This is a genomic window from Rathayibacter sp. AY1A5, assembly GCF_002930875.1.
In the GTDB taxonomy this organism is placed as follows: domain Bacteria; phylum Actinomycetota; class Actinomycetes; order Actinomycetales; family Microbacteriaceae; genus Rathayibacter.
Map to the genome: position 1 here is coordinate 24,359 of NZ_PSTM01000008.1, position 13,630 is coordinate 37,988.

Below are 13,630 nucleotides of genomic sequence, written 5' to 3' on the forward strand. Positions count from 1 at the left end.
CGACGAAGAAGGCAGGACATGTCCCTCCTCTCACGCAGAGCCTCTCGGCTGCTCGCGGCACTCACGATCGGCGTCATCGCCGCAGCAGGATCGGTGGTGGTCGGCCAGACCGCCGACGCCGCCACCAGCTACCCCTACACGCTCGCCTCCGACAAGATCCGCGCGAGCTTCGCCGCGGACGGGTCGATGCAGTCGCTCAAGATCGTCGGCGACCTACACGACACCGAATACCTGATGAACCCGGACAGCGCTCCGGAGCAGGCCCGCGAGACGAACAGCAAGTACCGCCAGTGGTTCGGGAGCCTGATGTTCTCCTACGCGAACGGCACGGGAGCAGTGTCGACCACCGGTGTCGGCGCGAACCCCTGGAAGACCGCGTGGACCTCCCAGTCGGCCGACGGCCGCACCGTCTCGGCGACGTCGAGCAGTGTGACGGTCACCCACCAGAACTCCACCAACGCGGAAGGCGTGAAGGGCTTCACCGTCACCGAGACGTACTCTCTCGCCTCCGACGGCTCCCTGGTCTGGAAGCAGGACGTCAAGAACACCGCGGCCACGCAGCTCGTCATCGGCGACTGGGGTGTCCCCGTTCCCGGCAACGAGCTATGGAGGCAGGGCGACTCGATCTACGAGACCCGGGTCCTCACACACTCCTACGTGGGTAAGAACGGCTCCTACGTCACTCTCGAGCGTCCCAGCGGCCAGGGCCCGTTCATCGCCATGACCGCCGACACCGCATCCGGCTCCGGCTTCGAGTACCAGGACCGCTGGCGCACCGAGGAAGTCGGCAACACCTCCTGGGCCTGGAACTCGGCGAACGAGAGCTCGAACATCAAGGGCCTCAACATCTACTACCCGCACTCCACCGCGATCCAGAAGACCAACCGCGGCTACCTCAGCTCCACCAGTGTCGCCATCGCGCCGGGCGCGACGAAGAGCTACACCTATCGCATCGGCAAGGTCGATGACGACGCAGCACTCAAGCAGACGATGTTCGATCGAGGGCTGCTCGACACCACGGTCGTCCCCGGACTCATCGTGCCCATCGACCGGCGCGCAGAGATGGCGTTCCGGATCAAGGGCACCATCACGTCAGTCACCGCGCGCAACCGCAACGACCTCAAGGGGTCAGCGCCCACGAACCCCGTCGTGACGTTCTCCCGGAGCAACGGCGACTACCGGATCTACGGGATGACCTTCGACCGCACGCAGCTGGGCGCCAACGACGTCACCGTCTCGTACACGGACCAGACCGGCGCCGCGCGGCAGTCCGTCCTCCAGTTCTCCGTGATCGACAGTGTCGCGGGACTCCTCGACACGCATGCGAAGTTCATGGTCGAGAAGACCCAGTGGAAGCCGTCCGACGGACTCTCCGCGAGCGACATCCGCAACTACACCTTCGACGACTGGATGATGAACGCCCCCGACGGCAGCCTCGCCACCACGACGAACGCCCCTCAGGGCCGCCGCAACGAGTACGCCGGCTACTACGGGCTCGGCGACGACTGGGGACTCCCGCACGGCCAGTTCCTCGCGGAGAAGCTCGTTGCCCTGCCCGACGCCACCCAGATCAAGGCCCTCGACGACTACCTCCAGAAGGCCGTCTGGGAGAACCTGATGGGGAACACGTCGCCCAGCGCCGCGCCGAAGTACACCGTCTACGACTTCTGGGAGCAGGGGAAGCCCGGCAGCCTGAACACCACGCCCGGCTACCGCGGCTACGCCTACCCGCACGTCTACAACACGTTCTTCGGCATGTACAACATCGCCAAGCAGAACCCCTCCGCGATCGCCTACGCCCACCCCGCTCAGTGGTACCTGACGACGGCCTACGGGATCTTCAAGGAGCTCTACGAGGGACCCGTCGCCTACAACTGGGAGACCGGACTCATGGGTGAGCTCTCGACACCCGATCTCATCGCCGCATTGCGCGCCGAGGGACTGGACACGCAGGCCAACGACATCGAAGCGAAGATGGCGATCAAGTACGCCAACTTCTCCTCCAACGCCTACCCCTACGGCTCCGAGTACAGCTACGACAACACGGGGGAGGAGGCGGTCTACACCCTCGCCAAGCTCAATGTGAACGACGACAAGACGAACGCCCTGCGCGTCATGCGCGACATCGTCGCCAAGACGGAGGCCGCCCGCGGACGCATGCCCGTCTGGTACTGGTACTCCGACCCCACCACCATCACGGGCGAGAACTGGTGGCAGTTCCAGTACAGCGCCTCCCTCGCCGGCTACACGATGGACGACTACATCAACCACACCGCAGCACTCGAGACCGGAACCACGGCCATCACCGCCGCGCGCCGCGCCGAGCTGCAGCGCCTGAACTACGCCGGCAAGGTCGCAGGACTCGCGACCATCAACTCCGGCCAGATCAGCAACGCGCCGGCCAACATCGGAGCCGCATCGTGGTCGTACCAGGCCGAGCGCGGCAACCTCGGCACCCTCGGGGTCGGCGGAGGCGCGAACGTCAAGCTGAACAACGGCTGGCGGGGCATGACCGGCGAGAGCGATCTCGGACTGTGGGGCACCCTGCAGACCCTCAGCGCCGACGTCGTCACCGATGACCCGATCTTCGGAGTCGTCGGATACGGAGCGGACGTCTCGCGGGACGCCTACTCCACCACCGTCATCCCGAAGGACGGCCTGCAGCGCCGCCTCAACCTGGTGACCCAGCAGCTGTCGGTCGACCTCGAGAACGACGCCTACTCGCAGGCGATCGTCGGCTCGAACAGCGCCGACCTGCGCCTGGACATGCTCAACCGCACCGGCACCGCACACTCCGGCATCGCGGAGGTCAGCGGCCTCGCGCAGGGCAGCTACGCGGTCATCGTGAACGGCGTGCGCCAGCGCACCGTCAACGTCTACCGGCCCGCCTCTCTCGCGGGAACGCTTCCCGCGCCGGTCCGCGTCCCGTTCGATGCGCCCGCCGGCAGCACGTACATCGTCCACCTGGTCTCGACCGCCCCGGGCGCGAATGCGGCGCCGACCGTCAACGCCGGACCCGACCAGGCCGGGCTGTCCCTCGGACTCGATCCGATCCAGCTCAGCGGATCCGCCTCCGACGACGGACTCGGCTCGCCGAACGGAACCCTGACGACGCAGTGGAGCGTGCAGTCTGCTCCTGCCGGTGCCACCGCGACCTTCGCGTCGCCGACTGCTCGCCGCACGTCTGCGTCGGTGAGTACCGCCGGCAGCTACGTGTTCGCACTCCGGGCAAGCGACGGCGTCCTTGCGACCACCGACACGGTGTCCGTGACCGTTCAAGCCCTGCAGCCGCTCCCGGCCGACTGGGTGACCTACACCTTCGACTCATCGTCGAACGGCACCGTCCCCGACGCCTCCGGCAACGGCAACGCGCTCGCGCTCAAGGGGACGGCGGCAACCGCCACCGACGGCACGGCGAGCGTGCTGCGGCTGAACGGAAGCGACGGGGCCTTCGCCCAGCTGCCGTCGGACATCCTGTCACGCTCGAAGGACCTGACCATCTCGATGAGGGTGAAGGTCGATTCGATCTCCACCTTCAGCCGGCTGTTCGACTTCGGCAGCAGCACCCAGAAGTACGTGTTCCTCACGCCGAAGTCGACTGACGGGAAGCTAGGGCTCGCCCTCACGACCTCCGGTAATGGAGCGGAGACACGGATCTCGACGAACTTCACGATGCCCGCTGGGCAGTGGACCGACATCAAGGTGACCTTCAAGGCGAATACGAACGGCACGACGACGGGAACGATCTTCGCCAACGGAGTGCAGGTCGGGCAGAACACCGCCATGCCGCTCGCTCCGAAGGACCTAGGCCGCACCAGCGGCAACTTCCTCGGCAAGTCGCAGTTCCCCGACCCGTACCTCGCCGGCAGCTTCGACAGCTTCGAGATCGACGGAGTCGTGCGCTAACGACACCCGAAAGACCAGCGCTGAACCGCTCGTCGCCCCCTCCTCACGCGGCGACGAGCGGTTCAGCACCTCTTCCCGCGCACAACTTCTGCGCATCAGCCCTCGCCCGCTGGCGCCACCGAGGGGCGAGCTGGTTGAGGTTGCTCGAGACGTACCCGATCGTGCTGCGGATGTTCATCAGATCCGCGGCAACTGACTCGAACTCCGCGTCCGTGATGACCGCGTCCTCGGCCGTCGCGGACTCGAACGGGGAAGTGCGACGCCCGCAGCGGGTCGAGCAGGCTGTCGCCGGCGACTACTCGCCGTCCTTCGCTCTCGCGCTGATGCAGAAGGACGCGGGGCTGATCCAGGCCTACGCGGACAGCGTCGGTGCGCCCGTCCCCGGCGTCGCGACGGCCCGCCACTACATCGACGAGGCGATGGCCGCCGGCTTCGGCGGGGAGAACGCCTCGGCGCTGATCAAGGCGATCGCCGCCGAGGCCGACGTCGACCTGACCCGGCGCTGACCCTCCGCCCCGGGGTGCCCCTGCCCGGCCGTGACGGCCGCCGCAGGGGCTCCCCCGGCACCCTCCCCGTCCCGGCCGCGCCGCGTGCTTCACTGGAGAAATGACCACGCGTGACGACCACATCGCCGACTTCGCCGAGTTCCTGACCGCCTCCCCCTCCTCGTACCACGCGGCCGCCGAGGCGGCACGGCGCCTCGAGGGAGCCGGATTCACGGGGCTGGACGAGACGCAGGCGTGGCCCGCGGAGCCCGGCCGGTACTACGTCGTCCGCGACGGCGCGATCATCGCCTGGCACCTGCCCGAGGGCTCCGGGGCGACCACGCCCTTCCGCATCCTGGGCGCCCACACCGACTCCCCCGGCTTCATGCTCAAGCCCCGGCCGACGATCGGCTCGAAGGGCTGGCTGCAGGCCGGCGTCGAGATCTACGGCGGCCCGCTGCTCAACTCCTGGCTCGACCGCGAGCTCGAGCTGGCCGGGCGCGTGGTCACCCGCGACGGCTCGACGCGCCTGCTCCGGACCGGTCCGCTGCTGCGCATCCCGCAGCTCGCGATCCACCTCGACCGCACGGCGAACGAGGGCCTCACCCTCGACCGCCAGAAGCACACCGTCCCCGTGTTCGGCGTCGGCGACGCCTCCGAGGTCGACCTGCTCCAGCTGCTCGCCGCGCACGCCGGGCTCGACGACGCCTCCGACATCGCCGGCTACGACCTGCTCACCGCCGACACGCAGGCGCCGCGCCGCTTCGGCCTCGACGAGATGTTCCTCGCCGCCGGGCGGATGGACGATCTCAGCTCCGTGCACGCCGGCCTCGTCGCACTCCTCGCGGCGAGCGCCGATCCCGCGGCGCCGCCCGCGCACATCAGCGTGCTCGCCGCCTTCGACCACGAGGAGCTCGGCTCGGCGAGCCGGTCCGGAGCGAGCGGGCCGTTCCTCGAGGACGTCCTCTCGCGCATCGGCACGGCCCTCGGCGCCGGCGTCGACGAGCGCGCCCGGGCGATCGCCGCCTCCTGGTGCCTCTCGGCCGATGCGGGCCACTCGGTGCACCCCAACTACTCCGAGAAGCACGACCCGGCGAACCAGCCGGTCGCCGGGAAGGGGCCGCTGCTCAAGATCAACGCGACGCAGCGCTACGCGACGGATGCGCGCGGCGCGGCGCTGTGGGCAGGCGTCTGCGAGCGCGCCGGGGTCGGGTACCAGGAGTTCGTCTCGAACAACTCGGTGCCGTGCGGATCCACGATCGGCCCGCTGACCGCGACCCGGCTCGGCATCTCCACGGTCGACGTGGGAGTGCCGCTGCTCTCGATGCACTCGGCGCGCGAGCTCGCCCACGTGGACGACCTGGTCGCCCTGACCGCGGCGATCGAGGCGTTCTTCACTCCCTGAGCCGGGTCCGGCGCGACCGGGGCCCGTGGCTCCGCGCAGCCTGTTGGCGGGCCCTGCGACTCCGCGCAACCGCCAGGCGGGCCCCGCGGCTCCGCTCAGTCGCCGGGCGGCCGCCGGCGCTGCTGCTTCGTCTCGGAGCGCTGCTGCTTCGCGGCGAGCCGCCGGCGGGTGGAGCCGCGCGTGGGCCGGGTCGGGCGCCGCGGGGCGGAGGGCGGCGCGAGGGCCGCGGTGATGATCCCGCGGAGCATCTCGAGGGCCGTCTCGCGGTTGCGCAGCTGCGAGCGCTCCTGCGCCACCGTGACGGTGACCGCTCCGGAGACGAGCCGCCGCCCGAGGCGCTCGAGCAGACGCGAGCGCTGCTCGTCAGAGAGGGCCGTCGACTCCTCGACGTTCCAGGTGAGCTGCACGCGGCTGTCGGAGGTGTTCACATGCTGCCCGCCGGGCCCGGAGGAGCGCGAGAACCGCCACTGCAGCTCCGATGCGGGGACGACGAGCCCCGGCCGCACCTCGAGATCCATGCGGCAAGCCTGGCACGCGCCCGCCTCCGAGCGGGAGCGCCGGCGATCCGCTCCCGGGTGCGGTGTCCTCTTGCGGACGTGTCCGCTAGAGGCTCTTGTCCCCGCCGTGGTCACGTCCGGACACTGGAGAGGTGCCCGGGCGGGCGCATCGGCCGACTCCTCACTGCCACCCGAAGGCGTCGAGGGGTCGGCCGCACGGCTCGGTCCCGCGGGAGCTCAATCGCGCGGCACCGTCTCGGCGAGGTCGATCTCACCGTCGTCCAGCACTCCCGGCTCGAGCGCCTCCGGATCGTCGAGCACCGGCTCTCCGGCTCCGGCGTCGCCGTCGCGGGTGCGCGAGTCCGCCGCCCACGCCGTGCCGAGCGCGAAGAGCGTCGCCACTCCGTAGTGCTCCATCGCGGCGGCCACGCGGCGGCGGCCGGTCCGCGGATTCATGCCGAGCCGGTGCGACGCGGTCTCGAGCGTGACGCCCTGGCGCATCAGCCGGAGCAGCGGCAGCCAGCTCTGGTCGACGGCGCCGATCGGAGCGGCCTGCCGCCACAGGACCTCGAAGTACGACTCGACCAGCCCGGCCAGCGCCGCATGGCGCACGCCGAGCACGCTGGTCGGCTTCGTCTCGCCCCGCTCGAACGGGACGGCGAGGTGGTCGCCGTCGACCCAGAACCAGCTCGGCGGGCTCTCGAGGAGCCGGTACTCGACGCCCGCCGCCTGGTACGCCTCCACCCGGGCGAGCACCCGGGGGTCGCGCGCGCCGGCGGCCGGCATGATGACGCGCACCCGGTCCTTCGCCGCGAGCGCGTGCCCGAAGCGGATCGCCCGCTCCGTCGGCGGGTCGAGGAAACGCTCCACGTTCGGGAGCACCGCCACGAGCGAGCCGGAGTCGCGGCGGACGAGGTCGAACCAGAGGTCCTCGGACGCGTGCGGCCCGTGACGGAGGAGGGTCGGCACCGGATCCGTCGTGTCCTCGCCGACCCGCCAGGCGCCGAGCAGCATCGGCAGGCCCGCGACGACGCGCTCGATCCCGTCCAGGGACTCCCTGCCCGCCCGCCGCGCCGACTCCGTGTGCCGGGCGATGGCCGCGGCCGCCCACTCCATCGGCGCCGGGAAGTCGAGCTGATCGCCCTCGCCGCCCATGAGCCCCCGGCCGCGGAGCCGCTCGATCGCCGCGGCGACCTCGGCCTCGTCGATGTGGGTCAGCTCCGCCGCGTCGGCCAGCGTCGCCGGCCGTCCCCGCAGCAGCGCAGCCAGGAGTCCGTCGTCGTCCATGCGTCTCCTTCGCCGTGGGCCGTCACCCGAGGGTGCCGTCTCCGCGGTCGAGGAGCAAGGGACGCGCGGCGGACGGCGGGGAGCGGCCAGGCGGGGGCGGGGGATGAACTCGTGACGGGCACGGACCTCGGCTCACCTGAGGAGACCAGCCGGAAGATCAGGGCCGTCCCTGGTTCTCCGTCTTGATGCCTCCCCAGGCCTACTGTTCTGCGACGTCCCGTACGCGACCGGACTCCGAGCCCTTGAGAGAGGAGACGTCTGGTCGACTTCAGACGCTCGGGCTCCCGTCGTCGAGGTCCTCGTGGTGGCGGTCGACGTATCCAGCCATGCCGGGGACCGTGAAGGCGATCTGGCCGTGCTCGGGTGAGTAGACCAGTCCTTTGCTGATGAGCGCGGCACGGTAGGGCCCGAGGCTGGTTGTCGGGATACCCATTCGCTGCGTGACGAGAGCGGTGGAGGAGGGTCCCTCACCGTCGGCTGCCATGGCGCGGAGCATTCGTCGCTCTGAGCGCGTGGCTCGCTGCCATCGTGAGCGGAAGAATCCGGCATCGAGCTGTTCGGTCCCGTACTGCACTGCTGCCGTGGCGTCGGCCAGAGTGACAAGACGACTGGAGAGGTTCCATGCGGCCTGCCCGTACTCCTGAATGAAGTACGGGTAGCCGCCTGCGGCTTCGAGGAGAATCTCGAGCGCATCGGGAGCGAACTCAGCGCCGAGCCGCTCCGCGGGCTCTCGGAGAGCGTGCGCCGCATCGTCGCGAGAGAAGGTGCCTATCTGTCGGTAGTTGAAGAGGCGCTCGGCGTACGAACGCGTCTCGGTGAGGACACGGGGGAGATTCGGGAGGCCGGCGGCGATGATGTAGAACGGCCACTCCCGCTGGTTCGCCGCATGCTGAGCGGCGATGAGCGCACCCATCGTCTCCGCATCGAGGTCCTGCATCTCATCGACGAACACACCGAAGGCACGACGACGCTCCCCCAGAGCGGTGGAAACGTCTTCGACGAGCTCGAGGAGGTCGACTTCAGCGTCGCCGGAGTCGGCACGTCCGTCGTTGAGTGCGACTCCGAGTTCGATCCCCGTTGCACCGACCTTCGCATTGAACGAGGAGATCGTGCCGAGTGCTTCTCGCATCAGCGCCGTCAGCTTCGAGCGGGTGAGCTTGCGAGCGGACACGACGAGCTCTCGAGCCAGGGCACGCCGTACGGCCCGCGCGCCGCCTTCATCCCGACGCGCCTCGAGGCGCACCGTGAGCCACTCGAACGACTCCGCCATGCGGTGCATCTCGTTCAACAGCACCGTCTTGCCGACGCCGCGGAGGCCCGTGAGGACGATGCCGCGATCGCTCATTCCATGCGTGACACGAGCGCGGATCGTGTCGAACGCTTCGAGCTCGCCAGTCCGACCAACGAGCTCGGGCGGCCGCCGACCGGATCCAGGGCTGTAGGGGTTCTGCTCAGGCAACATCTAGCCGATGATAGTCACCTCTAGCCGAAACCTAATTCGTCGCTATCGACTGCAATCGTCCGCGCCGGCGCCACGTGGTGGCGACCATGCGATGCTGCGAACCCCCGTTCCAGCTTCCCTTCGAGTCGCCGCCGGGCAGCGCATCGGACCCTGCACGCTGAAGGGCGAGCGCGAGCCATGTCCGCTCCGACCGAGGATCGGCTCGCGCCGTCGATCCGGGTTCGGCCGGGCGCATGCTGCTGCGGTCACTCGGACAGCAGCGGGATCGAGCGGCCCACGCGCCTGCCGTACTCGGCGATGGCGCGGCCGACGGGGAGCCGCTCGGCCTCGTAGCGCTGGAGCGCCTCGTCGACCGGGTGCCGCGCGAGGGAGGCGGCGAGGGCCAGCGCGTCGCCCGCCGCCTTGGCCGCGCCCATGGCCGTGTGGGGCCGCACCGTCACGGCGGCGTCACCGAGGAGGGCGACCCGGCCGCGGACCGTCCGCGGCGGGACGTAGTCGACGATCGCCTGCAGGAAGGGCTGCGGCTCGGCCAGGACGGCGGCCGCGAACGGCGGCGGCAGGCGGTCGAGCGCGTCCTCCTCGAGCCGGCGGCGGAGATCGGGAGCGAGGTCGCCGGGCGCGAGGGACACGCTCTCCGGTGGACGGCCGGACGCCGTCATCACTCCGCGGAGGGCGTCCTCCGAGAGGGGCCGGTACCAGACCCAGTTGTAGCGCCGGCGGCCGGGCTCCACCTCGCCGGCGGGTCCGGGGACGAGGTATCCGAGCATGTGCTCGCCGGGCGCGGTGTAGAAGGCGAAGCGCCCGAGCAGAGTCGCCGCGGCCTCGGCGGGGAGCGCCGACTCCGGGATCAGCCCGCGCCAGGTCGAGTAGCCGGCGTAGCGGTTCCCCGGCGCCTCGGGCGCGACCGCCGCGCGCATGACGGATCCGAGGCCGTCGGCTCCGATGACGACGTCGAACTCCAGGCCGCTCCCGTCGCGCAGCTCGACGACGACCGGGTCCGTCCCGGTCGAGGGGCGCACCCCGGGGACGGCGTGGCCGAGGAGGTAGCGGTCGGCGGGGATCCGCGAGCGAAGCGAGTCGTAGAGGTGGTCCCACGACACCTGCGTCTGCGGGGAGGGGTCGCGGCCGATCACGCGCCCGGAGCGGTCGAGGGTGATCCGCTCGTGCGCGACGACGCCGACCCGCGCCTCGTCGTCGCGGCCTATCGCGTGCAGGAGGTCGATCAGGTCCTGCTGGGCCACCAGCCCGGCTCCCCGCCGCGACAGGCCTGTCGCCGACCGCTCGAGGACCGTCACGCGGTGCCCGTCGCGGACGAGCAGGGCCGCGGCGAACAGTCCGCCGATCGAGCCGCCGACGATCCCGACGTCGAGCGGGCGCACCGCTCCTCCTGCTGCCATGAGCGCGACCGTACCGGCGAGCGCGCGGCGCCCGTTCCTACAGATGGCGGAACAGCGCCCCTCAAGTGCGGTCGTCCACCCGCAGCGATCGGATCATTCCGCGGAGCAGGCGCGCCGCCGCCTGCCGCTCCTCCTCCGCGAGCCCCTCCAGCATCCGCAGCTCCACCCCGCGGACGGCGGCGGAGGCCTCGGCGAGGCTCCGGCGTCCGCGCTCGGTGAGTCGGGCGGGGAGCGCCTTGCCGACGGGAGCCGCGTCGGGGCGGATGACGACGCCGTCGCGCTCGAGGGTCTGCAGCAGGACGTTCATCGACTGCCGGGTGACGAAGGCGCCCCGCGCGAGCTCCGAGTTCGAGAGGCCCGGCCGCTGGGCGAGGAGCTCGAGGCAGGAGTAGTGGGTGACCGTCATCCCGAGCGGGCGCAGCACGGCCTCCATCGCCGCGCGCAGCGCGCTCGATGCCTCCTTGAGCAGGTAGCCGAGCGAGGTCTCGAGGTCGATGCCGTCTTGACTCATGTCAGAATTCTGACATACGCTCCTGTGTGTCAGAAAGCTGACACAACCGAGGAGGAACCCCATGCCCGTCACCGGCCCCGACTTCGTCTCGCTCCAGGTCCGCGACCTCGCGGCGTCCCAGACGTTCTACGAGCAGTACCTCGGCCTGGTCCGCTCGCCCGCCGGCCCGCCGCACGCCGTCGTCTTTACGACGACTCCGATCGCCTTCGCCCTGCGCGACCTCGCGCCCGGCACCGACCTCGACTCCGCCTCCCGCCCCGGGGTGGGCGCCGCGATCTGGCTGCACGCGACCGGCGTGCAGGAGATCCACGACGCGCTCGTCGCCGACGGGCACCCCGTCGTCGCGGCTCCCATCGACGGCCCGTTCGGGCGCACCTTCACCTTCGCCGACCCGGACGGCTACCACGTCACCCTGCACGACCGCGCCTGAGCGGGACGGTGCGGACCGCGCCTGAGCTGAGCGGGGCGGAGCGGACGGGACGGGGCAGAGCGCCTCAGCCCATCGCGCGCAGCTGGGCGGCGAAGAGGTGCAGCGAGCGGTCGACCTCGGGCAGCGCCGGCGTCCGGTTGAGGTGCCCGTGGGGCATGCCGGCGGCCAGATGCCCGGTCACGGCGACGCCCGCCTCCGCGAGCTGGCGCAGGAGGAGCTCGGCCGACCCCCGCAGCTCGTCGTACTCGTTCACGAGGACCGTGACCGGAGGCAGACCCGCCAGCGGCGCGGAGCCGGGCAGCGCCTCGACGGGGAGGTCGGAGATCCGCCCGAGGTAGGTGCGCACCATGCCCTCGATGCTCGACGGAGGGAAGCGGAGGACCGGCGGCAGCTCGCGCAGCTCGGCCGCGATCGCGTCGTCGACGGCGGGGTTGGGGAAGTGGGCGAAGGGGTAGGCCAGGAGCACGTGCTCCGGCAGCCGCGCACCGGCGTCGCGCTCGCGGAGGACCGCGCCGAGGGCCAGGGCCGCTCCCGCGCTCGCGCCGCCGATCGCGACGGGCGTGGATCCGGACTCCGTGCTGCGGAGGTGCCGCCAGGCGGCGTGCACGTCGTCCAGCGGGACGGGGTAGCGGACGTCGGAGCCGGCGAGCCGGTAGTCGACGGAGACGACCCGGGCCCCCGCCCGGTGGGCGAGCTCCGCCGCGACGACGTGCGACTCGCGCATGTCGATGCTCCCGGCGGCGAACCCTCCTCCGTGCACCCAGAGCAGAGCGCGCTCGGGCGCGGCGGGCGAGTACACGCGCAGCGGGACCGGTCCGTGCGGGCCGGACGCGGTCTCCGTGACGACGTCGATCCCCTCGGGCAGCGACCAGGGCCCCGGATCCTCCTCGAAGGCGGCCATGCGGGCGGCCTGCTCGGCGTCGAGCGGATACGCGAGGCCGGCCAGGAGTGGCAGCCGGGCGGCGAGGTACGGATCGAGCGGCATCGGCGCCTCCTGCGGGGTCGGGGTCGCGGACCACGCTAGCCCGGCCGCGGGTCCTCGAGCGGCGCCTGCTCAGCCGCGTCTCTGCAGGAGCATCACGCCGTCCAGGAGCACGGCTGCCGTGCCGTCGGGAGCGGTCACGGCGCGCTCCCTCGTCTCGACGAGCTCCGCGGTCCACTCGGCGGGGTCGAGGGCCAGCTCGGCGAGCTCCTCCTCGGGGCCGACGAGGTGCATCGCTCCGTGGCGGTGGTCGTCGCCGCTCGCCCACGGCGGGGGCGCGGCGTGCGAGACGACGGCGAGGCGGCCGCCGGGAGCGACGACGGAGGCCGCCCGCCGCAGCACGTCGATCCGCGGGAACTCGGCCATCGAGTGCAGGAAGCTCGCCGTCACCAGATCGAACTCCCCCACGACCGGCCAGTCCTCGGCGAGGTCGGCCTGCACGAAGTCCACGTCGGCGCCCCGCTCGGCCGCGGCCGCGCGCGCCCGGCCCAGCGCCGTCTCGGAGAGGTCGAGCCCGGTCACGCGCCAGCCGAGCGACGCCAGCCACAGCGCGTCCGCCCCCTCGCCGGCGCCGAGGTCGAGGGCGCGGCCCGGCGGCAGCGAGCCGACCAGCCCGACCAGCGTCGCGTTCGGCCGGCCCGACCAGATCCGATCGGAGTCGGCGTAGCGCGCCTCCCACTGCTCGCGTGCGGTGCTCATGCTGCTCCTCGTCCCCGGGCGCAGGGGCACCCGCGTCGAGGATGCCGCGCCGCCGCTCCGGCCGCCAGCCGTCGTGCCGAACCGGCACGGGCACCCGTCCCGCGGACGACACGGCCGGACGGAGCCGCGGCGCCGCGCGGACCCGCCGGACGCACTTCCCCGACACGCCCCGCGCCGATTAGCGTCGGTGCATGGCCCTCCGACTCGAAGAGATCATCGTCGACTGCACCGACTTCCGGACCCTCGGGCACTGGTGGCAGGAGGCGCTCGGCTGGGACGTCGTGGACGAGGACGAGGACGGTATCGAGCTGCTCGCCCCGTCGGGCCGCGGGCCGAGCCTCCTCTTCCTCGACGTACCCGAGCGCAAGACCGTGAAGAACCGCCTGCACCTGGATTTCGTGCCGGACGACCAGGAGGCGGAGGTCGCGCGGCTGGTCGGCCTGGGGGCGACGCGGTCCGACGTCGGGCAGGGCGAGCAGTCCTGGGTCGTGCTCGCCGACCCGGAGGGCAACGAGTTCTGCATCCTCTCGGCGCGGGAGTGAGAGCGCTTCCACTTTCCAGGACGGTTG

At 71.4% G+C, this 13,630-nt stretch carries 12 protein-coding genes; 5 read left to right on the plus strand and 7 right to left on the minus strand.

Annotation, left to right across the window (positions count from 1 at the left end; translation table 11 throughout):
* Positions 1-18 precede the first annotated feature (18 nt).
* The 3 genes from C5B98_RS07310 (at position 19) to C5B98_RS07320 (ending at position 5,796) form a co-directional block, all read left to right on the plus strand.
* Positions 19-3,906 (plus strand): DUF5695 domain-containing protein, encoded by a 3,888-nt coding sequence (locus C5B98_RS07310; RefSeq protein ID WP_104327548.1) that lies wholly within the window; start codon positions 19-21, stop codon positions 3,904-3,906.
* Positions 3,907-4,076: 170 nt separating this feature from the next.
* On the plus strand, positions 4,077-4,412 hold the full coding sequence (locus C5B98_RS07315) for an NAD-binding protein (RefSeq protein ID WP_146076901.1): 336 nt from the start codon (positions 4,077-4,079) through the stop codon (positions 4,410-4,412).
* Between the two features lie 100 nt (positions 4,413-4,512).
* A complete protein-coding gene (locus C5B98_RS07320) occupies positions 4,513-5,796 on the plus strand; it encodes a M18 family aminopeptidase (RefSeq protein ID WP_104327550.1) in 1,284 nt (427 codons plus the stop codon).
* A 95-nt stretch (positions 5,797-5,891) separates the two neighbouring features.
* On the opposite strand, the gene arfB is transcribed toward C5B98_RS07320, so the two are convergent.
* The 5 genes from arfB to C5B98_RS07345 all read right to left on the minus strand — a co-directional run bounded on the left by arfB (position 5,892) and on the right by C5B98_RS07345 (position 10,950).
* The gene (arfB, locus tag C5B98_RS07325; protein WP_104327551.1) at positions 5,892-6,314 is read right to left on the minus strand and encodes an alternative ribosome rescue aminoacyl-tRNA hydrolase ArfB; all 423 of its coding nucleotides are present in this window, start codon (positions 6,312-6,314) and stop codon (positions 5,892-5,894) included.
* A gap of 216 nt (positions 6,315-6,530) precedes the next feature.
* Entirely contained in the window at positions 6,531-7,580 is a 1,050-nt protein-coding gene (locus C5B98_RS07330; RefSeq protein ID WP_104327552.1) for a hypothetical protein, read from the minus strand.
* 268 nt (positions 7,581-7,848) lie between these two features.
* A complete protein-coding gene (locus C5B98_RS07335) occupies positions 7,849-9,042 on the minus strand; it encodes an ATP-binding protein (protein ID WP_104327553.1) in 1,194 nt (397 codons plus the stop codon).
* A 245-nt stretch (positions 9,043-9,287) separates the two neighbouring features.
* Entirely contained in the window at positions 9,288-10,439 is a 1,152-nt protein-coding gene (locus C5B98_RS07340; protein WP_219814435.1) for an FAD-dependent monooxygenase, read from the minus strand.
* 61 nt (positions 10,440-10,500) lie between these two features.
* A complete protein-coding gene (locus tag C5B98_RS07345) occupies positions 10,501-10,950 on the minus strand; it encodes a MarR family winged helix-turn-helix transcriptional regulator (protein ID WP_104327555.1) in 450 nt (149 codons plus the stop codon).
* A gap of 61 nt (positions 10,951-11,011) precedes the next feature.
* Here C5B98_RS07345 and C5B98_RS07350 point away from each other — a divergent pair, with 61 nt between their 5' ends.
* Positions 11,012-11,380: a VOC family protein gene (locus C5B98_RS07350; RefSeq protein ID WP_104327556.1), complete on the plus strand. Its 369-nt coding sequence runs from the start codon at positions 11,012-11,014 to the stop codon at positions 11,378-11,380.
* 64 nt (positions 11,381-11,444) lie between these two features.
* On the opposite strand, the gene C5B98_RS07355 is transcribed toward C5B98_RS07350, so the two are convergent.
* Both C5B98_RS07355 and C5B98_RS07360 read right to left on the minus strand, forming a co-directional pair.
* On the minus strand, positions 11,445-12,365 hold the full coding sequence (locus tag C5B98_RS07355) for an alpha/beta hydrolase (protein ID WP_104327557.1): 921 nt from the start codon (positions 12,363-12,365) through the stop codon (positions 11,445-11,447).
* Between the two features lie 69 nt (positions 12,366-12,434).
* Positions 12,435-13,061, minus strand: a complete 627-nt coding sequence (locus C5B98_RS07360; protein ID WP_104263260.1) for a class I SAM-dependent methyltransferase — start codon at positions 13,059-13,061, stop codon at positions 12,435-12,437.
* 191 nt (positions 13,062-13,252) lie between these two features.
* On the opposite strand from C5B98_RS07360, the gene C5B98_RS07365 reads away from it, so the two are divergent.
* Positions 13,253-13,603: a VOC family protein gene (locus C5B98_RS07365; protein WP_104224051.1), complete on the plus strand. Its 351-nt coding sequence runs from the start codon at positions 13,253-13,255 to the stop codon at positions 13,601-13,603.
* Positions 13,604-13,630: the final 27 nt, after the last annotated feature.